The 18,868-nt window shown below is 45.4% G+C and carries 14 protein-coding genes, 20 tRNA genes and 1 rRNA gene; 4 read left to right on the forward strand and 31 right to left on the reverse strand.

From position 1 onward, the window contains the following. Window positions 1–80 precede the first annotated feature (80 nt). Genes menB through BN1080_RS11015 form a run of 4 tightly spaced genes read right to left on the reverse strand, consistent with a single transcriptional unit; the run spans window position 81 to window position 4,798 of the window. Window positions 81–899 (reverse strand): 1,4-dihydroxy-2-naphthoyl-CoA synthase, encoded by an 819-nt coding sequence (menB, locus tag BN1080_RS11000; protein ID WP_052652106.1) that lies wholly within the window; start codon window positions 897–899, stop codon window positions 81–83. Further along, complete coding sequence (menH, locus tag BN1080_RS11005; RefSeq protein WP_052652107.1) at window positions 896–1,723, reverse strand: 2-succinyl-6-hydroxy-2,4-cyclohexadiene-1-carboxylate synthase; 828 nt, start codon at window positions 1,721–1,723, stop codon at window positions 896–898. The genes menB and menH overlap by 4 nt, the downstream gene beginning before the upstream one ends. Next, complete coding sequence (gene menD, locus BN1080_RS11010; protein ID WP_052652108.1) at window positions 1,720–3,420, reverse strand: 2-succinyl-5-enolpyruvyl-6-hydroxy-3-cyclohexene-1-carboxylic-acid synthase; 1,701 nt, start codon at window positions 3,418–3,420, stop codon at window positions 1,720–1,722. The genes menH and menD overlap by 4 nt, the downstream gene beginning before the upstream one ends. Continuing rightward, window positions 3,407–4,798 carry an isochorismate synthase gene (locus BN1080_RS11015; RefSeq protein ID WP_052652109.1) on the reverse strand — a complete coding sequence of 464 codons (1,392 nt, stop codon included), beginning with the start codon at window positions 4,796–4,798 and terminating at the stop codon, window positions 3,407–3,409. The genes menD and BN1080_RS11015 overlap by 14 nt, the downstream gene beginning before the upstream one ends. A 171-nt stretch (window positions 4,799–4,969) precedes the next feature. On the opposite strand from BN1080_RS11015, the gene BN1080_RS11020 reads away from it, so the two are divergent. Continuing rightward, window positions 4,970–5,881 carry a 1,4-dihydroxy-2-naphthoate polyprenyltransferase gene (locus tag BN1080_RS11020; protein WP_052652110.1) on the forward strand — a complete coding sequence of 304 codons (912 nt, stop codon included), beginning with the start codon at window positions 4,970–4,972 and terminating at the stop codon, window positions 5,879–5,881. A 122-nt stretch (window positions 5,882–6,003) separates the two neighbouring features. Here BN1080_RS11020 and BN1080_RS11025 read toward each other — a convergent pair. The 22 genes from BN1080_RS11025 to BN1080_RS11130 all read right to left on the reverse strand — a co-directional run bounded on the left by BN1080_RS11025 (window position 6,004) and on the right by BN1080_RS11130 (window position 9,551). Beyond that, window positions 6,004–6,075, reverse strand: a tRNA-Glu gene (locus BN1080_RS11025). Between the two features lie 6 nt (window positions 6,076–6,081). Beyond that, a tRNA-Ser gene (locus tag BN1080_RS11030) sits at window positions 6,082–6,172 on the reverse strand. A 4-nt stretch (window positions 6,173–6,176) separates the two neighbouring features. Next, a tRNA-Asn gene (locus BN1080_RS11035) sits at window positions 6,177–6,251 on the reverse strand. 1 nt (window position 6,252) lies between these two features. Then, a tRNA-Ile gene (locus BN1080_RS11040) sits at window positions 6,253–6,329 on the reverse strand. Between the two features lie 10 nt (window positions 6,330–6,339). Beyond that, window positions 6,340–6,413 (reverse strand) — tRNA-Gly (locus tag BN1080_RS11045). A gap of 5 nt (window positions 6,414–6,418) precedes the next feature. After that, window positions 6,419–6,494 (reverse strand) — tRNA-Phe (locus BN1080_RS11050). Window positions 6,495–6,512: 18 nt separating this feature from the next. Further along, a tRNA-Asp gene (locus tag BN1080_RS11055) sits at window positions 6,513–6,588 on the reverse strand. A gap of 3 nt (window positions 6,589–6,591) precedes the next feature. Beyond that, window positions 6,592–6,668: transfer RNA gene (locus tag BN1080_RS11060), tRNA-Met, on the reverse strand. 75 nt (window positions 6,669–6,743) lie between these two features. Beyond that, window positions 6,744–6,836: transfer RNA gene (locus BN1080_RS11065), tRNA-Ser, on the reverse strand. Between the two features lie 15 nt (window positions 6,837–6,851). Next, window positions 6,852–6,928, reverse strand: a tRNA-Ile gene (locus BN1080_RS11070). A gap of 8 nt (window positions 6,929–6,936) precedes the next feature. After that, window positions 6,937–7,010, reverse strand: a tRNA-Met gene (locus tag BN1080_RS11075). Between the two features lie 21 nt (window positions 7,011–7,031). Next, window positions 7,032–7,107, reverse strand: a tRNA-Ala gene (locus tag BN1080_RS11080). 6 nt (window positions 7,108–7,113) lie between these two features. Beyond that, window positions 7,114–7,190: transfer RNA gene (locus tag BN1080_RS11085), tRNA-Pro, on the reverse strand. Window positions 7,191–7,215: 25 nt separating this feature from the next. After that, a tRNA-Arg gene (locus tag BN1080_RS11090) sits at window positions 7,216–7,292 on the reverse strand. Between the two features lie 44 nt (window positions 7,293–7,336). Continuing rightward, window positions 7,337–7,425 (reverse strand) — tRNA-Leu (locus tag BN1080_RS11095). 30 nt (window positions 7,426–7,455) lie between these two features. Continuing rightward, window positions 7,456–7,530, reverse strand: a tRNA-Gly gene (locus BN1080_RS11100). A gap of 5 nt (window positions 7,531–7,535) precedes the next feature. Then, window positions 7,536–7,620: transfer RNA gene (locus BN1080_RS11105), tRNA-Leu, on the reverse strand. Between the two features lie 21 nt (window positions 7,621–7,641). Next, a tRNA-Lys gene (locus tag BN1080_RS11110) sits at window positions 7,642–7,717 on the reverse strand. A gap of 10 nt (window positions 7,718–7,727) precedes the next feature. After that, a tRNA-Thr gene (locus tag BN1080_RS11115) sits at window positions 7,728–7,803 on the reverse strand. A 14-nt stretch (window positions 7,804–7,817) separates the two neighbouring features. Continuing rightward, window positions 7,818–7,893 (reverse strand) — tRNA-Val (locus BN1080_RS11120). 9 nt (window positions 7,894–7,902) lie between these two features. Next, window positions 7,903–8,018, reverse strand: a 5S ribosomal RNA gene (rrf, locus tag BN1080_RS11125). A 630-nt stretch (window positions 8,019–8,648) separates the two neighbouring features. Beyond that, window positions 8,649–9,551, reverse strand: a complete 903-nt coding sequence (locus BN1080_RS11130; RefSeq protein ID WP_052652111.1) for a DMT family transporter — start codon at window positions 9,549–9,551, stop codon at window positions 8,649–8,651. 102 nt (window positions 9,552–9,653) lie between these two features. Between BN1080_RS11130 and BN1080_RS11135 the strand changes: the two genes are divergently transcribed. After that, a complete protein-coding gene (locus tag BN1080_RS11135; protein ID WP_052652112.1) occupies window positions 9,654–10,382 on the forward strand; it encodes an MgtC/SapB family protein in 729 nt (242 codons plus the stop codon). A 12-nt stretch (window positions 10,383–10,394) separates the two neighbouring features. Then, window positions 10,395–11,396 (forward strand): cation diffusion facilitator family transporter, encoded by a 1,002-nt coding sequence (locus BN1080_RS11140; RefSeq protein WP_052652113.1) that lies wholly within the window; start codon window positions 10,395–10,397, stop codon window positions 11,394–11,396. 36 nt (window positions 11,397–11,432) lie between these two features. On the opposite strand, the gene BN1080_RS11145 is transcribed toward BN1080_RS11140, so the two are convergent. The 4 genes from BN1080_RS11145 to pruA form a co-directional block, all read right to left on the reverse strand. After that, the gene (locus BN1080_RS11145; RefSeq protein ID WP_052652114.1) at window positions 11,433–12,596 is read right to left on the reverse strand and encodes an iron-containing alcohol dehydrogenase; all 1,164 of its coding nucleotides are present in this window, start codon (window positions 12,594–12,596) and stop codon (window positions 11,433–11,435) included. 108 nt (window positions 12,597–12,704) lie between these two features. Then, window positions 12,705–13,949, reverse strand: a complete 1,245-nt coding sequence (locus BN1080_RS11150; protein ID WP_052652116.1) for a Glu/Leu/Phe/Val family dehydrogenase — start codon at window positions 13,947–13,949, stop codon at window positions 12,705–12,707. Between the two features lie 83 nt (window positions 13,950–14,032). Further along, entirely contained in the window at window positions 14,033–15,226 is a 1,194-nt protein-coding gene (locus BN1080_RS11155) for an ornithine--oxo-acid transaminase (protein ID WP_052652117.1), read from the reverse strand. 79 nt (window positions 15,227–15,305) lie between these two features. Further along, window positions 15,306–16,850 (reverse strand): L-glutamate gamma-semialdehyde dehydrogenase, encoded by a 1,545-nt coding sequence (pruA, locus tag BN1080_RS11160; RefSeq protein WP_052652119.1) that lies wholly within the window; start codon window positions 16,848–16,850, stop codon window positions 15,306–15,308. A 139-nt stretch (window positions 16,851–16,989) separates the two neighbouring features. Here pruA and BN1080_RS11165 point away from each other — a divergent pair, with 139 nt between their 5' ends. Then, window positions 16,990–18,303: a sigma-54-dependent Fis family transcriptional regulator gene (locus BN1080_RS11165; RefSeq protein WP_052652121.1), complete on the forward strand. Its 1,314-nt coding sequence runs from the start codon at window positions 16,990–16,992 to the stop codon at window positions 18,301–18,303. A gap of 173 nt (window positions 18,304–18,476) precedes the next feature. Here the strand turns inward: BN1080_RS11165 and yugI are convergent, their stop codons facing one another. Next, entirely contained in the window at window positions 18,477–18,851 is a 375-nt protein-coding gene (gene yugI / locus BN1080_RS11170; RefSeq protein ID WP_052652123.1) for a S1 domain-containing post-transcriptional regulator GSP13, read from the reverse strand. Between the last annotated feature and the right edge of the window lie 17 nt (window positions 18,852–18,868).

Raw genomic sequence — 18,868 nt, forward strand, 5'->3', positions numbered from 1 at the left:
ACAGCTGAAATCCCAGTTCCGCGTTTTATTTTTCTAAAAAAAGCTGTCCCCTGAGAGGACAGCTTTTGAATATTCGTTGATCAAGGGAAACGAGGGAATTGGCCGAAGTCCGGTTTGCGTTTTTCTTTAAACGCGTCCCGTCCTTCTTTCGCTTCGTCTGTTGTGTAATAAAGCAATGTAGCATCTCCAGCCATTTGCTGAAGCCCAGCAAGGCCATCTGTATCAGCGTTCATCGCCGCTTTTACAAACCGAAGTGCAGTCGGGCTCATTTCGAGCATTTCCTCGCACCATTTAACCGTTTCATCTTCAAGCTGCTCATATGGCACGACTGTGTTGACCAAGCCCATATCCAATGCTTCCTGTGCGTCGTATTGACGGCATAGGTACCAAATTTCACGCGCTTTCTTATGGCCGATGATACGTGCCAAATAGCCTGAACCGTATCCAGCGTCAAAAGAACCGACGCGTGGGCCTGTTTGGCCGAAACGTGCATTGTCAGCTGCAATCGTCAAATCGCAGACTACGTGCAAGACATGTCCGCCGCCGATTGCATAACCTGAAACCATTGCTACGACCGGTTTTGGAATTACACGGATCAAACGTTGAAGGTCCAATACGTTCAAACGTGGAATTTCATCTTCTCCTACATAGCCCCCGTGCCCGCGTACACTTTGGTCTCCGCCTGAGCAGAATGCTTTTTCGCCTTCGCCGGTCAAGACGATAACGCCTACTTTAGAATCGTCGCGTGCACGAGAAAATGCATCGATCATTTCTTCCACTGTTTTCGGGCGGAATGCGTTGCGCACTTCCGGACGGTTGATGGTAATTTTAGCAATGCCGTTATACGTCTCATATTTGATGTCTTCATATGTACGTTCTGTTACCCATTCACGAGTCATGATTTTCCTCCTTGGATGTTCAATCTCAAATACTCATCTACTATTGTAGCAAACTCAGCCGGTTTTTCCACGTGAATTGCATGTCCTGCATCGACTATTTGATGCTCCGCCTGCCAAAAAGCCGTTTTCATCTCGTCAGCAATGCCTTGGAATTTCAAATCCAAGCTCCCCGTGATCAGCAATACCGGAACACGAATGCCTCTTAGCTGGTTCCAATAAGACGGCTGCGAGCCGGTTCCCATACCGATTAAGCTGTTTGCAAGTCCCAGTGGCTGTTGGCTCAGCCGTTCTTTTTTGATTTCTTCCTTTATTTCTTTCGGCAGTTTTTTTTGGCTGTCAAAAAGAGGGATGTTTTCCCACTTCTCAACGAAAGACGGCATGCCATTCGCTAAAATCTTTAACGCAAGTTCACTATCTCGCTGTTGGCGTTCTAACTGCTCCTCAGCCGTTTTAAGTCCGGGCGATGCACTTTCCAGAACAAGCGCCTGCAAGCGTTCCGGATACGCAGCAGAATAAGCGAGAGCGGTCCGGCCGCCCATTGAATAGCCGACTAGAATAAATTCCTTTAAGCCAAGTTCCATAAACAAAGAATTTAAGTCACGGACTTGCAGCTCCATGACGTAGCGGGAAGCATCTTCCGGAATCGCAGTTTTGCCGTGGCCCAGCAAATCCACAAGAACGATTTTATAGTCCGGCAGCTTATCAGCTATCTTCCGCCACGTTTGGGTGCTTCCTGTAAAGCCGTGCAGAAAAACGATAGACGGAGACTGGCCTTCATTCCGTAATTCCACATGGTAATCCAAGCCGTTAACTTTCATTTTCATTGCTTCGCCAGCTCCTCGTTAAATCGATCCCATAGTTTCCGGTGGCTCAACACATTTTGCTGTCGATCAGTAAAGACTTCGATGATTTTGACTTGTTTTTCTTTCGGCAGTCGCAACGCCTCGACCAGTTGCTCTTTTGTTTGAACAGCAGCATATTCTGTATCGTACATGCGCGCTGCATCTTCAAATTTCAAGCCGGTCGGTGTACCAAACAACGCTTCAAAATGCCGCTCTTCTTCCGATTGAGGCAAATAAGAGAAAATTCCGCCGCCGTCATTGTTCATGACGACCACTGTCAAATCCGTTTCTTGCATTTTAGATGCAATCAATCCATTCATATCATGCAAAAACGACAAATCGCCTATCAATAAATAAGCAGGGCGTTTGGAAGCCGCCTGTACACCGAATGCCGTAGAAACGACTCCGTCGATTCCGTTAGCTCCCCTGTTTGCATAAATCATGGCATCTCGCCCGTTCGTACGGAAGAATGTATCTACATCCCGAATCGGCATACTGCTGCCAACGATCAAATCGCAAGCATCTAATTCTTCGAACAGCACTTTAGCAAGAACCCCTTCATCCATTTCATCCTGGCAATGCTGCTCAACAATTTCCCAATACAGCGCCGATGCTTTCTGCCATTTCTCGGTAAATCCCTGCTGCTGCCGTGCCTCCAGTCCAAGCTTCCATAATTCTGTTGGAGGCGCTTGGATGTGATGGGTTACAACAGACTGCGCATCGCGCATCATCGGACTTTCATCAAAAACAACATACGTTTCCGGTTTAACGCTTGCCAAAAATAATGTCAACGGCTTCGAAACTGGCTGCGGGCCAATCCGAATCACTGTATCAGGGACCACGGCTTCTTTAAATTCCCCATTCTTCAATAAAGCGTCATAGGCATCAATGATTAAATGCCGGTCCTCGGCCTTAACCCCTGAACGAAGATTGGATAAAGGATCAGCTAAAATCGGCCAATTTAATTCTCGAGCAAACTTCCAAAATTCCGAAGGCATCCGCTCTGTCATTTCACCGACTACTAATAAGCCCCGTTCTTTAGCCATTAGGTTTTGAAGGAACGTTTTGGTTTCTTCATTCAAGACAAACTCCCCGGTAAAATGCATCATCTCTCCCGGGCTTTCATAGGTTTGCTCAAAATCGATCCGCAATGGTTCACGGAATGGCACATTTAAATGTACAGGGCCTTTTGGCGCCGTTTTCGCTGTGGCAATCGAACGGTGCAAATGCCGGGAAAGAAAACTCAATTGATTTTCCGGTTCCGGCATCGGCAAATCTGCTGACCACTTCACATGGGAGCCAAACAGATTGATTTGATTGATCGCTTGAGGCGCACCCACTTCGCGCAATTCGTGCGGACGGTCAGCCGTCACTACCAATAAAGGAACTCGTGCATAATACGCTTCTACAATGGCAGGAAAATAATTAGCTGCAGCAGTTCCAGATGTGCAAAGAAGCATCACTGGACTGCCGGAAGCTTTCGCCATCCCCAAAGCAAAATAAGCTGCTGAACGTTCATCGATTTGACGGTAAACCGTCAAGCCCTCCTGTTTCATACACGCATAAGCAAGCGGCGTCGAACGGGAACCTGGACTGATAACTACATTTTTCACTCCAAGATGGACGAGTGAATGGGTAAAAGCTGATACATACTCTGTTAATGATTTACGATTCGTCACTCATTTGACCTCCAAGTACACGGAGCATCGGTCTGAATTTAACCCATGTTTCGTCATATTCTGCTTCCGGATGGGAATCTTCAACTATTCCCCCACCCGCATATAAATAAGCATCTTTTCCATCAAGCAAAGCTGAACGGATTGCGACAGCGAATTCGCCGTCGCCTTTTGCATCGATCCAGCCAACAGGAGCAGCATAATAGCCCCGGTTCATCGTTTCGTACTGGCGGATCAAACTCATCGCCTCCTGTTTCGGTTCTCCTCCAAGAGCAGGCGTCGGATGCAGATCCCGTACAAGATCCAATAGATTGGATCCATCTTTCAACTCCCCTTCGACTGGCGTATAAAGGTGTTGGATATCCCGTATTTTCATCAGCTTCGGCGTTTTCGGCACAAACATCTTCGAACTATGTGCATCGAATACCTGGCTGATCATCTTCACGACAAATTGATGCTCCGAACGGTTTTTCTTATCATTTAGTAATTCATTGCCAAGTGCGGCATCAATTTCTACCGTTTTGCCGCGTGGAGTCGATCCTGCTAAACAAGTTGACAGTGCTTGGCGGTCCTCCACTTTAACCAATCGTTCAGGTGTCGCCCCAAAGAAAAACTGATTTTCAGCTTCCATTCCGAAAAGAAAACTTTCCGGCTGTTCTTCTGAAACTTGGGAAAGAGCAGATGCCGGTGCCAAAGGCTGATCAAAATTCAGCTTTAGTGCTCGGGCAATTACGACTTTTTCCGCCTGTTTCGCTTTAATAACAGCCGTCACTTTTTTAATGGAATCAAGATATTCATCTTTTTTCAGTTCTGTCCGTTTAACGACTAGCGGTTTACGGTATTTTTTGAGTTCTGATACTTGAGCGGAATGGATTAATCGATCCCGTTCTTTACGCAATGCATCAAAAGCAGTAAACGTATCTTTATCCTTTGTGATGAGATGGATACTGACATATGCCCGTTCACCTTTAATAATCATTTGAAAAGTCGGCACAGCAAAATAGGCTTCTGGAAATTTTGTCCATACGCTATCTTTCTCATTTAACGGATCGAAAGAGAAGCCGCCGAAAAGAATGGGCTGAACTTCCCGCTCTTCATTGACAATTTGTTTGCATAAACTTTGCCACTCTTCTTTAATTTGCTCGAAGCGGCCGTGCGGGCTATGGGCTGATATTACATGCGCATGTCCAAGACCGACCCACGTAAACGTCTTTTCCCGGTTCTGCCAAAACATCCGTTTCCCTTTAAACTGCTGTTCACCCGCTTCAAAAAAAGCCAAAGCCGACATTCTGGATACCTCAATCGTTTCCGTATAAAATCGATACGCCAAGTAACGCGTATCCGTAAAATTTTCCGGCGATGAATACTGCTGTGAATTCATCAAATTACCTCCGTTTTTCATTTAAATGCAAAATACACGTGATAGTTCACTTTTTAAATCTCTACCCTCTATCATACTCTTTTCTTCCAATTTCAGCACACCATATGCTGTATTTACCGTGAATTTGAAGTACAATAAAGGGTGGAAAGAATTAAAGGAGAGGTACACAACATGACACATTCCATTCAGGCAGACAGCGGCTGGCGCGTATGGTGGCAATTAACTCGTCCACATACATTAACCGCATCGTTTGCTCCCGTATTTTTAGGCACCATGATCGCCATCAATTATACCGATATCCATTGGGGATTATTTCTCGCCATGCTGATTGCGAGTTTATTGATTCAAGCGGCAACCAATATGTTCAATGAATATTATGATTTTGCCCGTGGATTGGATAATGAAAAATCTGTCGGTATCGGCGGTGCTATTGTCCGGAACGGGGTCAAACCCAAAACTGTTTTATCACTTGCTTTGCTTCTCTATCTAATCGCTGCTGTTATCGGCATTTGGATTTGCTCTCAAACCAGTTGGTGGCTGCTCGTCGTAGGCGGTGCAGCGATGGCTATTGGCTATTTGTATACAGGTGGCCCATTTCCTATTGCTTATACCCCATTTGGTGAATTGTTCTCAGGAGTCGTTATGGGCTATTTAATTGTAATTATTGCGTTCTATATCCAAACGATGTCTGTCACAGTAGAAGCATCATTGCTAGCCGTACCAAGCACCTTATTAGTTGCAGCGATCATGATGACTAATAATATCCGTGATATGGTCGGAGATGCTGCAAGCGGCCGAAAGACATTGGTTATCCTGACAGGCAGACCGGTCGGAGTAATGATTCTGGCTTCATTCTTTGCTATTTCATATTTATGGATCTTGGCTTTAGTGATTTTCAATGATTTAACCCCGTGGACCCTTTTAGTATTTCTAAGTGCCCCTAAAGCATTCAATGTTGTGAAAACTTTCAAACGCTATACTGCGCCGCTTGAAGTTATGCCAGCAATGAAGGCAACAGGAATTACCAATACTTTATTTGCCTTCCTGCTTGGGATTGGGCTCTTGATTCATCATCTACTATAGAAAAAAGAGGTTCTTCTTAATTGAAGAACCTCTTTTTTCATCTAAAGAAACAGCCATTCGTTAAGGTAAAGTTTTGAACAAAAGAAAAAGTGCCATGCAATTGAATGCATGGCACTTTTATATGACCCCTACGGGATTCGAACCCGTGTTACCGCCGTGAAAGGGCGGTGTCTTAACCGCTTGACCAAGGGGCCAATTACTGGCGGAGAAGGAGGGATTTGAACCCTCGCGCCGGTTTCCCGACCTACACCCTTAGCAGGGGCGCCTCTTCAGCCACTTGAGTACTTCCCCAGTATGGCTCCGAAGGTAGGATTCGAACCTACGACCATCGCATTAACAGTGCGGTGCTCTACCACTGAGCTACTTCGGAATGGTGGGCCTAAATGGACTCGAACCATCGACCTCACGCTTATCAGGCGTGCGCTCTAACCAGCTGAGCTATAGGCCCATATGTATAATGGAGCGGGTGAAGGGAATCGAACCCTCATCATCAGCTTGGAAGGCTGAGGTTTTACCACTAAACTACACCCGCATAAATGGTGGGTCAGGACGGAATCGAACCGCCGACACTTAGAGCTTCAATCTAATGCTCTACCAACTGAGCTACTGACCCACATTTGAAAGATAAAAATGGCGGTCCCGACCGGGATCGAACCGGCGATCTCCTGCGTGACAGGCAGGCATGTTAACCGCTACACCACGGGACCATTTGGTTGCGGGGGCAGGATTTGAACCTGCGACCTCCGGGTTATGAGCCCGACGAGCTACCGAACTGCTCTACCCCGCGATAATGATAGTCTTACTAGTTTCTTCTATTATATAGAAGTTTTTAAAAGGATAGTCCACACATTTTTTATAAAGATGGAGGAGGAAGAGGGATTCGAACCCCCGCGGGATTTGACTCCCCTGTCGGTTTTCAAGACCGATCCCTTCAGCCAAACTTGGGTATTCCTCCGTGATAATAGATAAATGGTGGACCTTGCAGGACTCGAACCTGCGACCGGACGGTTATGAGCCGTCTGCTCTAACCAACTGAGCTAAAGGTCCTAAAAAAGTGGCGGCAGAGGGGATCGAACCCCCGACCTTACGGGTATGAACCGTACGCTCTAGCCAGCTGAGCTACGCCGCCAGGATCTTTAAAATATATAGTTGGTGGAGCCTAGCGGGATCGAACCGCTGACCTCCTGCGTGCAAGGCAGGCGCTCTCCCAGCTGAGCTAAGGCCCCATTGAATGGTCGGGAAGACAGGATTCGAACCTGCGACCCCTTGGTCCCAAACCAAGTGCTCTACCAAGCTGAGCTACTTCCCGAACTGAGATGCTTCTTATAAAAATATGGCGCGCCCGAGAGGACTCGAACCTCTAACCGCTTGATTCGTAGTCAAGTACTCTATCCAATTGAGCTACGGGCGCTTATTCATGATGAAAACCTGACGGTTTTTTTCTGCAAACAAAGATGGTGCCGAGGACCGGAATCGAACCGGTACGGTAGTCACCTACCGCAGGATTTTAAGTCCTGTGCGTCTGCCAGTTCCGCCACCCCGGCATGGGTCGGCTTTGAATTGCTGCAAAAAAATGGAGCGGAAGACGGGGGTCGAACCCGCGACCTCCACCTTGGCAAGGTGGCGTTCTACCACTGAACTACTTCCGCAAAAATGGTGCGGGTGAAGGGAGTCGAACCCCCACGCCCGAAGGCGCTAGATCCTAAGTCTAGTGCGTCTGCCAGTTCCGCCACACCCGCGTGGCAATAATGAAATTAAAATGGTGAGCCATGAAGGATTCGAACCTTCGACCCTCTGATTAAAAGTCAGATGCTCTACCAACTGAGCTAATGGCTCTCACAAAAAGTGGTGCCGGAGAAAGGACTTGAACCCTCAACCTACTGATTACAAGTCAGTTGCTCTACCAGTTGAGCTACTCCGGCGAAAGAGAAAATAATGGTGGAGGATGACGGGATCGAACCGCCGACCCTCTGCTTGTAAGGCAGATGCTCTCCCAGCTGAGCTAATCCTCCAGTATGTATGCCCAGCGACGTCCTACTCTCACAGGGGGAGACCCCCAACTACCATCGGCGCAAAAGAGCTTAACTTCCGTGTTCGGGATGGGAACGGGTGTGGCCTCTTTGCCATCATCACTGGACTCTTTAGTTTTTGAAAGACAAGTTTTATTATACCAATTCTGACCGGTATTTCAAGCTTTTTTTAAAAAAACTTTTGCCTTATTCTTTCAAAACTGGATAGGCGACATTGAAACGGGTGAAACCGCTGGTTTCCGTAAACAAAGTTGGTTAAGTCCTCGATCGATTAGTATTCGTCAGCTGCACGTGTCGCCACGCTTCCACCTCGAACCTATCTACCTCATCGTCTTTGAGGGATCTGCAGGGCAGGTTGCCCACGTGTTACTCACCCGTCCGCCGCTAAACTGGAAGGAGCAAGCTCCCCCAGTTCCGCTCGACTTGCATGTATTAGGCACGCCGCCAGCGTTCGTCCTGAGCCAGGATCAAACTCTCCATTATAGAGTAGTGTTGATTGCTCAATACTGCTGGCGCATCGCCGCCTCCGAAAAGGCGCGCGATTCGCTTCGATCTGGCTGAGCCTGATCAGTAATTTATTGACGTTTTGCTGTTCAGTTTTCAAGGTTCATGTTCGCCGCACTCATTGGCGACTTTATTAATATACCTTAGGTCCGACTTGTTGTCAATACTATTTTAAAATATTTTTTCGGTCGTCTTAAGGACATATATAAATATAAACCGCCGAGCGCAGAAAATCAACCCCTTTTTCTAAAAAAGAATGATTTTATTTTTCCGTAGTCTGCTACGAATAAGATTATGCCGCATAATACCACTGTTCCGCCTATAATTTGAGAAGAACTTAATAGCTCTCCAAGTATGAAATAAGCCAGTATAGCAGCTCCCACGGGCTCAAAAAGAATCGCGATCGAAATGACGTTCGTACTCACCCACTTCAAAGACCAATTGAATAATGTGTGGCCAAGTAAGTTAGGAATAATCGCTAAAAGTAAAAACCACATCCATTCGGAAGCAGGATACGGGCCAAAAGATTCGCCTTTTGCAATTATATAGAAGAACAATGTTATTGTACTAAAGCTATAAACAACAAAAGTATAGGTGATGAGCGATAATCTTTGGCGTACATCCTGGCCAAATAGCAAGTAACCTGTGATAAGGGCACATGCAATCAACGCTAATATATCTCCATATAAAGCGGAACCGCTAATTTTAAAATCTCCATAGCCAATTAATACACTGCCGAGTACAGCGATTGCTCCAGAAACGAGCGTTTTAACTGATAGCTTCTCTTTAAAAAAGAAATAGGTTCCTGCGAATGCGAATAAAGGCTGTAAGGTAACAAGAACCGTTGAACTGGCAACAGAGGTGTAATTCAACGATTCAAACCATAGAATGAAATGGAATGCTAAGAAAATCCCAGCTATTGAAGTGAATGCCCAATCTTTTTTGCTTAGCTTCTTGATTTCCTGGGTATATTTCATAAAGAACACCGGACTCATAAGTAGAACGGAGAAAAGCATCCGATAAAAAGCAGTGACTCCTGAATCAGCAGAAGTCATTTTTACAAAAATCGCTGACAGCGCGACAGAGAATACACCAATGATGATTGGGATCAAAGGATGAACAACTGGTTTTTCCATAAAGACGCCTCTTCTCTCTATTGCTTATGCAAAGTTTCACACTTTAAATAGTGTGACATGTCCCCCTTTCTTTATCAACCATCATTTGAAAGGAGTGCTGATATGGATTTTTTCACCTTTCTTCCTCTCGCTTCCTTTGAAACTTTTATCAAACTTTTGGTTGCCGCACTTTTAAGTTTAGTTATTGGGCTTGAACGAGAATTGAAAAGAAAACCTGTCGGCTTAAAGACGAGCATCGTCATCGCGACATTCAGCTGCTTATTGACCATCATATCAATTGAATCTGCTTATCTTGCAGAAGGGAGTGAATTTGCGAATGTTAATATCACGATGGATCCGTTGCGTTTAGCTGCACAGATTGTTTCCGGAATCGGTTTTCTTGGTGCCGGCGTTATTTTAAAACGCGGCAATGATTCCATCTCTGGTTTAACTACTGCTGCTATGATTTGGGGTGCTGGCGGCATCGGTATCGCCGTAGCAGCAGGTTTTTATGTAGAAGCTGCATTTTCAGTGCTGATTATCCTGATCGGAATCGAGGTTGTCCCTCCCCTTCTTTTCAAATTCGGGCCAAAGCGATTGCGGTTAATAGAAGCGAATATCAAGATTTTCATTTCAGACCCCTCCCATATTGAGGAGGCCATTAAAGAAATAACGTCAGAAGGCGTTATTATAGAAGCTATGTCTTTGTTTCAACACAGAGAAGAAGATTTTCCTTGCCATGAAATTGCGATACGCGCTTCTTTTTTGCAAGAGACAGAAACTGTAGCTTTATATGAAAGGATTTTAAAAATAAAGCATGTTGAGAAAGCGGAAATTGAATTGATCAGCTGAGGAGGAATTGGGATGAGTGAATTTTTTACATTATTAAAAGGCGGGAACAAACCATCATTGCTGGCTGCGGTGATGAACACAGTAATCGCAATTATGAAAGGAATTGCATTTTTCTTTACAGGAAATGTTGCCATGTTTGCTGAAACGATGCACTCCATTGGAGACGCCGCGAACCAATATTTTGTTTTCATCGGCTCTGCATTATCTAAAAAGGCGCCGACTCAAAGATTTCCGAATGGGTTTGGCAGGCTTTTAAACCTTGTGCTGTTAGGAGCTGTCTTGGTCGTTGGCATCATGGCTTACGAAACAATTGTAGAAGGCTGGCATCAGCTGACTCATCCAGTTGAAGCTGAAGGATTTATCATTAGTGTTGTGGTCTTATCGATAGCCATTATTCTTGAATTTGCTGTTCTTTATAAAGCCGGCAAAGAAGTGTTGCATGAAGCCGGAGTTAAAGGCGGCATCATGGCACCTGTCACGACAAGCTTTGGCCATTTAAACCGTGCAAAGCCTGCTACTAAACTTGTATTTATGGAAGATTTGGTCGCAACAAGTGGTGGCGTACTTGCATTGATCGCTGTCCTAATTGCTCATTTTACCGGCTTCCTTGCAATTGAAGGGGCTGCTTCCATCGCAATCGGCCTCATGATGTTTTATGTAGTCATGAAGGTGTTTCTCGAAAATGCCCGCGGTGCGATTGGCGAAACGGATGAGCAAATGGTCAACCACATTGCCCATGTCCTGTTAGACCACCCAGGGGTGCGGGATATTAAAGAACTTGAAGTGGTAAAAGAAGGTGAGTTTCTGCATGTTGAAACAAAAATTGAAATTGATCCTGAATTGTCCATTAAAGAAGCAGATGAATTGCAGGATTTGTTAGCACAGCTTATTTTAAGCCAGCCAAGCGTCGATGATGTCCTTGTAACATTTGATGCAGACGATGGCGAAACACATTGGAAACATTTAAGCACACGCCCTGAATCCCTGCCACCTCTTAGAGAACCGAAAGCATAGAAAAAGACCAGGCTCAATGCCTGGTCTTTTTTATGCTTAAAGTGAAGCTTGAAGAATTTGTTTTACATCTTCTCCATTTAATTTAGCAAAATTGCCAAATTCACCATAGACCATCGCTTTTTCAGCCATTAAATCGATTTTCGAATCGTCTATGCCATAATAATCCAGTTTCGTCGGCGCTCCTAATGAAGTCCAGAATTCCTGTAAACGGTCGATTCCTTCAAAAGCAATCGCTTCTTCCGTTTTCCCTTCCGGATCTACATCAAATACACGAACGGCCAATTGGGCAAATTTGCTTGGATTTTCTTTTGCATTGTGGCGCATCCATTGCGGGAACAGGATGGCCAATCCGCCTGCATGCGGAATGTCATAAACTGCTGATACCGCATGTTCGATATTATGTGTGCCCCAGTCTCCGCGATAGCCCATTTCCAGGAATTTGTTCAAAGCAATCGTACCTGCAAACATAATGGTTTCACGATGTTCATAGCTTTGAAGATCTTCCATCAACTTAGGCGCCGTTTCAATAACCGCTTTTAATACCCCTTCACACATCCGGTCTTGAACTGGCGTATGGCTTGCATTATTGAAATACTGCTCGAAAATATGGGACATCATGTCGACAATTCCATATACCGTATGGTTTTCCGGTACCGACATCGTATAAGTAGGATCCAGAATTGAAAATTTAGGGAATGAAAAAGGGCTTCCCCAACCGTATTTCTCTTGCGTTTCTTCATTCGTAATAACAGATCCAGCGTTCATTTCAGAACCGGTTGCTGCAATGGTTAATACTGTACCGAAAGGCAAAGCGCCTTGAGGCTGGGCTTTACGGGAGACGAAGTCCCATGCATCTCCATCATATGTAGCACCACATGCGATCAATTTCGTACAATCAATGACTGAACCGCCACCGACTGCCAATAAAACATCGATGTTCTCTTTTTTGCAGATTTCAACGCCTTTTCGCGCGGTTGTAATCCGCGGGTTCGGCTCTACTCCACCTAATTCGAAGATTTCAAGGCCTGCTTGGTTTAAGGTATCCATTACTTCATCATAGAGGCCATTCTTCTTGATGCTGCCGCCACCATAGACTACTAAAACTTTTTTGCCGTAATTTGGCAATTCTGTTTGGAGTGATTCGAGTTGGCCTTTGCCGAAGATCAATTTTACTGGGTTATAAAAAGAAAATGAATTCATTGTTTTAACCTCCTTTTCCTTTACTATTATGTCGATAGCCTAAGGAAAACGCAAAAATTATGCACTAAAAAAAGCCGTTCCTTTGTTTCTAGGAACGGCCATTTTTTCTTATACCCAACCACGGAAGCGTGCAGCTTCTGCAGTTCTGCGGGCACCTACCATATAAGCGGCAAGTCGCATGTCGATATTGCGCGTAGTTGCAACGTTATAAACGTTTTCAAATGCATCGACTAGCTTTTTGTTCAGTTTTTCATCTACCTCTTCCTGTGTCCAGTAATAACCTTGGTTATTCTGTACCCATTCGAAGTAAGAAACTGTAACGCCGCCGGCACTTGCCAATACATCCGGAACAAGGAGAATCCCTCTATCTGTGAGGATCTTTGTCGCTTCTGCCGTCGTTGGACCGTTAGCCGCTTCTACGACAATCGAAGCTTTGATGTTCGGCGCGTTTTCAGCGGTAATCTGATTCGAAATGGCAGCAGGGACGATGATATCGCAATCCAGTTCAAACAATTCCTTATTTGAAATCGTATTATCGAATAAAGTAGTCACAGTGCCAAAGCTATCACGGCGATCTAGCAGGTAATCGATATCCAATCCGTCCGGGTCATGCAATGCACCGTACGCATCCGAAATGCCGACTACTTTCGCTCCTGCATCGTGCAAGAATTTTGCAAGGAAGCTTCCTGCGTTGCCAAAACCTTGGATAACGACACGTGCGCCTTTCATATCCAAACCGCGTTTTTTAGCAGCTTCATTAATAACAATGGTTACCCCTTGAGCAGTCGCTTTATCCCGGCCTTGAGAACCGCCTAGGACAATCGGTTTACCGGTAATGAAACCAGGTGAATTGAATTCATCGATTTTGCTGTACTCGTCAAACATCCAAGCCATGATTTGAGAGTTTGTAAATACATCCGGTGCTGGAATGTCTTTGTTCGGTCCAACAATTTGACTGATCGCTCTTACGTAGCCACGGCTCAATTTCTCGATTTCATGCATGGACATTTCACGTGGATCACAGATGATGCCGCCTTTACCGCCACCATAAGGCAGATCGACAATGCCGCATTTAAGCGTCATCCACATCGACAATGCCATAACTTCTTCACGGTTTACTTCCGGGTGGAAACGCACTCCGCCTTTTGTCGGCCCTACTGCGTCATTATGCTGCGCACGGAATCCAGTGAACACTTTTACATTTCCGTCATCCATTCGAACCGGAATGCGTACTTCCATAATCCGCATCGGTTCCTTAAGAAGTTCATACATCGATTCTTCGTATCCAAGTTTATCCAATGCAGTTTTGATCACGTTCTGCGTTGACGTCAACAAGTTCAGGTTTTCAGCCATTGTTTTAATTCGCCTCTTTATATTTATAGTAATTACTCCGCCACTAGTGTAACATAATTGACTTTGGATTTGCTAGGTTGATATTATTTTGCGAATACTTTTTGGATGCGCTCAATCGCCCAGTCCAAGTCCTCTTTCGCAATAACCAGAGGCGGCGCAAAACGGATCACCGTATCATGCGTTTCTTTGCATAATAAACCAAGCTCTTTTAGCTGCTCGCAATAAGGGCGAGCTTCTTCCGTCAACTCCATGCCGATGAACAAACCGCGTCCGCGCACTTCTTTAATAGAAGGATGTTCGATTTCGCGAAGTCTTCCCATGAAATATTCTCCAAGTTCAAGAGAACGCTGTGCCAAATTTTCTTCTTGCAGTACTTCCATTGACGCAATCGATACGGCACAAGCAAGCGGGTTGCCGCCGAATGTAGAGCCATGCGAGCCCGGGTTGAATACACCTAGAATATCGCTGTCAGCGACTACACACGAGATCGGGAAGACACCGCCGCCAAGTGCTTTTCCAAGTATGTACATGTCCGGGTTTACGTCTTCCCATTCACACGCGAACATTTTGCCTGTACGTGCAAGGCCGCATTGAATTTCATCGGCAATGAATAGGACGTTATTCTCACGGCAAAGTTCTCTTGCTGCCTTCAAAAAGCCTTCTTCCGGCATAATGATTCCTGCTTCGCCTTGAATCGGTTCAATCAAGAATGCAGCTGTATTTGGCGTAATAGCAGCTTTTAAGGCTTCAAGATCTCCGAAAGGAATCAAATTGATGCCCGGCAACATTGGCCCGAACCCTCTGCGGTATTCAGGATCAGAAGATAATGATACCGCTGTCATTGTACGGCCATGGAAATTTCCGTTGCACGCAATGATCTCTGCTTGTCCCTCTTCTACCCCTTTAACATCATAAGCCCAGCGACGAGCAGCTTTAAATGCTGTTTCGACCGCTTCTGCTCCTGTGTTCATCGGCAATGCCATTTCTTTTCCAGAAATCTTGCAGATCATTTCATACCAAGGAGCCAGCATGTCATTGTGGAAAGCACGTGAAGTCAAGGTTACACGATCCGCTTGGTCTTTCAATGCTTGAATGATTTTCGGATGGCGATGGCCTTGGTTTACTGCCGAGTATGCAGAAAGCATATCCATGAATTTATTGCCTTCCGGGTCTTTTACCCATACACCTTCTGCTTCTGTGATGACGATTGGCAGTGGATGATAGTTGTTGGCACCGTATTTTTCAGTAGTTTCAATGATTGTTTGCGTCTTAGTCATGTCAATTCCTCCTTATTTTTAAAAAAGGCAGACGATCAGTCTGCCTTTTCAATGAATAATTATAACATTAACGGAATGATTATAACATTTCAGAAGTAGTTTTTGCTTGCAAATGAAGTGTTAAATAATCCGGTCCGCCTGCTTTAGAGTCAGTCCCTGACATATTGAATCCACCGAATGGCTGGTATCCAACGATTGCGCCTGTACAGCCGCGGTTGAAGTAAAGGTTTCCGACATGGAATTCTTCACGCGCTTGCTCCAAGTGTTCGCGGTTGTTCGTGATGACCGCTCCAGTCAAGCCGTATTCTGTGTTGTTGGCAATTTCAAGCGCCTGATCAAAATCTTTCGCTTTTGAAATTCCGATGACTGGCCCGAAGATTTCTTCTTGCATAATGCGTGAATTCGGGTCTAAATCTGCAAAGACCGTCGGGTTCACGAAGTAACCTGTTGAATCATCGCCAGTTCCGCCGACCACTAAACGTCCTTCTTCTTTTCCGATTTCGATGTAATCCGTAATTTTTTTGAATGCCGCTGCGTCGATAACCGGTCCCATGAAGTTCGATTGTTCAACTGGATTACCGATCGTCAATTCTTTCGTCAATTCGATAACGCGCTCAAGCACTGTATCGTAAACGTCCTCGACGATCACTGCACGTGAAGCTGCTGAACATTTTTGTCCACTGAAACCGAATGCTGATTTCACAATCGTTTGAGCAGCCAGTTCAAGATCGGCTTCTTTATCAACGACCATTGTATCTTTACCGCCCATTTCAGCGATTAAACGTTTGATCCAAATTTGCCCTTCATTCACTTTTGCAGAACGTTCGGCAATGCGAAGTCCGACTGCACGTGATCCTGTGAATGAAATAAAGCGAGTTTTCGGATGGTCAACCAAGTAATCCCCAACTTCTCCGCCTGGTCCTGGGATGTAGTTGACGACACCTGCAGGCATGCCCGCTTCTTCAAGAACTTCGATGAATTTATAAGCTACGATCGGAGTTGTTGACGCTGGTTTTAATAGAACCGTATTTCCTGTCACCATTGCTGCAACCGTAGTTCCTGCCATGATCGCAAATGCAAAGTTCCATGGGGAAATGACAACGCCGACACCTAGTGGAATATAGTCATAGCGGTTGTATTCACCCGGACGGCTTTCAACAGGCATGCCGTCTTTTAGGCGAAGCATTTGGCGGCCATAATATTCCAGGAAGTCAATTGCTTCCGCTGTGTCTGCATCCGCTTCGTTCCACGGTTTGCCCGCTTCTTTGGTAAGAAGTGCAGAGAATTCGTGTTTGCGGCGGCGAATGATCGCTGCTGCTTTGAACAATACGTCTGCGCGCACTTCAGGCTTTACTTTTTTCCATGATTTAAAAGCTTCAAGAGCGCTTTGCATCGCTTTTTCAGCTAATTCTTTATTCGATTTAGAAACACGGCCAATGATTTCTTCTTTATCTGCCGGGTTGAAGGAAACGATTTTATCTTCAGTCGTTACACGTTCGCCGCCGATGATTAATGGATAGTCTTGGCCAAGATAAGCTTCAACTGTTTTTAACCCTTCGAGGTACGCGTTGCGGTTTTCTTCTTGTGAAAAATCAGTAAATGGTTCGTGTTTATAGGGAATCATGTGAATCCTCCTTGAAATTTGTTTAAGTGCAAAAAAAATTTGCACTTACAAACAGTTTATACTTATAATAATGCAAAAGATAATTGCATTTTTCAAGTATTTTATCGGATAACGTCAAAATAATTTTGGAGTGAAGAACGTGAGCGCGTCAGAAAAAGATCTTTCCTTGTTTTATCAATTCGCTGTTGAACGTGTGGCAGTAGGCATTCATGCCATTGACACCAAAGGAAAAACCATCTTATACAACGATAAAATGAAAGAAATTGAAGGATTTGATTTTGAAGAATTAGCGGATCGTTCGCTGTTGGAAATGTTCCGATTCGACCAGCATGAAAGTACGCTGCTGCAAGTGCTGCAGAGCGGCATGCCGGTTTCGAATCGAAAACAGACTTATTGGAATCGGAAAGGGCAGGAGATCACGACGATCAATGATACCTATCCGGTTTTTGATCACGGGCAATTGGTCGGAGCGATTGAAATCTCCCAAGATGTCACCACGCTGGAAAAAGTGGTTTATCAGCCATTGAAAAAATACGAGGAGCCGATTACTTTCAATAGCATTTCCGCCATATCGGACAGCATGCAGCAAGTTATTGCGACAGCCCAAAAAGCGGCGATGATCAAGTTGCCGGTATTGCTGATTGGTGAAGCGGGCACCGGAAAAGAGCTGATTGCAGAAGCTATCCACTTCGCTTCATCTTCTGAAGGACAGCTTCATACTTTGTATTGCCACGGCACAGATCAGGAGAAGATCGACCGCCTCGGGCTCGATCTGGCGGAACATCCAAGCGGCACAATCTATTGCGAACGGATCGATCTTCTCTCCCTTCCGCTTCAAGAGCATCTCTTGAAAATGGCCAAGTCCCGTGCTACGAGTGACACCTATTTCATTGCCAGTGTCGGTGAAGATCCGGTAGACCTCATCAGTTCGGAAAAATTGCTGAAAGAACTATACTATTTCTTTTCAGCTATGACGATTCAATTGGAGCCGCTGCGCAATCGGAAAGAAGATATCGTGCCATTCGTCGAAGACTATCTGTCACGCCATCGCATGCATTTTGGCTCGATTGTTTCGGGGCTTGACGCAGAAGTGGAAGAATTGTTTTTATCATACGACTGGCCCGGCAATTTAAAAGAGCTCGAACTGATACTGGACGAAGCGACTTCCCTATTGACCACTCAAGAAAAAATTACGTACCAGCTGCTGCCGCAGCATTTTAAAGCCAAAACCCAAAAAATCGGATCGGCGACTCCCGAAGATTTCATCTTCCACTCCCGGAAAGACTTGTTGCCGCTGGATGATTATTTGCGGGAAGCTGAAATCTATTATCTTCAAAAAGCGATGGACCTCCACCGCGGCAATGTCACGAAAGCTGCATCCGCCCTCGGCATGAGCCGGCAAAATCTGCAATACCGGCTCCGGAAAATCAAAAAAAACGAAGCGCAAGGATAGCCTCGCGCTTCGTTATTTTGTTGCCGGCTTTTCAGCCGACTCCACTTTTCTTCCTGTCTAGCTCCGTCGGCCAGCCCCTCGAGGTCGCTTCGACTTCACCTCAATGGCAAAATGCGCCATTTCCGGCAAAGTCTCCAGCGCTTGTCGGGGCTAGATGGCCGACTCCACTTTTCTTACTGTCCAGAACGCTTGATCCACTCTTGCATTTTGTCTTTCAACGAGTTGAATCCTTCTGAATCATTTTCGTTCACGTGTGATTGAAGAGATTGTTTTGGCTTTTCGCTGCGCTGAGCTGCTGGTGGCTGCTCTTGCAATGCGCGGATTGACAAGCTGATTTTTTTAGACTTTTCATCAACTTCCAAAACTTTTACGTCTACTTCTTGGCCAACTGAAAGGTATTCGCTGACTTCTTTAACGTAGCCGTGTGTGATTTCTGAAATGTGGACCAATCCTTGAGTTTGCTCATCAAGTGCTACAAACGCACCGTATGGCTGGATTCCTGTTACTTTTCCTGAGACTGTGTCTCCTGCTTGATATGTTTTTGTCATGTTCTACCCGCTCCTAG

Origin of the sequence: Planococcus massiliensis (assembly GCF_000821325.1) — a bacterium.
Classification (GTDB): Bacteria; Bacillota; Bacilli; order Bacillales_A; family Planococcaceae; genus Planococcus; species Planococcus ruber.

What these genes read in the sequence shown, in the direction of transcription:
- BN1080_RS11140 (WP_052652113.1), top strand. Translation starts at nt 10,395, where the DNA reads ATGAGTGAATTTTTTACATTATTAAAAGGCGGGAACAAACCATCATTG.
- BN1080_RS11020 (WP_052652110.1), top strand. Translation starts at nt 4,970, where the DNA reads ATGACACATTCCATTCAGGCAGACAGCGGCTGGCGCGTATGGTGGCAA.
- BN1080_RS11150 (WP_052652116.1), bottom strand. Translation starts at nt 13,949, where the DNA reads ATGGCTGAAAACCTGAACTTGTTGACGTCAACGCAGAACGTGATCAAA.
- menB (WP_052652106.1), bottom strand. Translation starts at nt 899, where the DNA reads ATGACTCGTGAATGGGTAACAGAACGTACATATGAAGACATCAAATAT.
- BN1080_RS11130 (WP_052652111.1), bottom strand. Translation starts at nt 9,551, where the DNA reads ATGGAAAAACCAGTTGTTCATCCTTTGATCCCAATCATCATTGGTGTA.
- BN1080_RS11155 (WP_052652117.1), bottom strand. Translation starts at nt 15,226, where the DNA reads ATGACTAAGACGCAAACAATCATTGAAACTACTGAAAAATACGGTGCC.
- menH (WP_052652107.1), bottom strand. Translation starts at nt 1,723, where the DNA reads ATGAAAATGAAAGTTAACGGCTTGGATTACCATGTGGAATTACGGAAT.
- yugI (WP_052652123.1), bottom strand. Translation starts at nt 18,851, where the DNA reads ATGACAAAAACATATCAAGCAGGAGACACAGTCTCAGGAAAAGTAACA.
- BN1080_RS11015 (WP_052652109.1), bottom strand. Translation starts at nt 4,798, where the DNA reads ATGAATTCACAGCAGTATTCATCGCCGGAAAATTTTACGGATACGCGT.
- pruA (WP_052652119.1), bottom strand. Translation starts at nt 16,850, where the DNA reads ATGATTCCCTATAAACACGAACCATTTACTGATTTTTCACAAGAAGAA.
- BN1080_RS11145 (WP_052652114.1), bottom strand. Translation starts at nt 12,596, where the DNA reads ATGAATTCATTTTCTTTTTATAACCCAGTAAAATTGATCTTCGGCAAA.
- BN1080_RS11135 (WP_052652112.1), top strand. Translation starts at nt 9,654, where the DNA reads ATGGATTTTTTCACCTTTCTTCCTCTCGCTTCCTTTGAAACTTTTATC.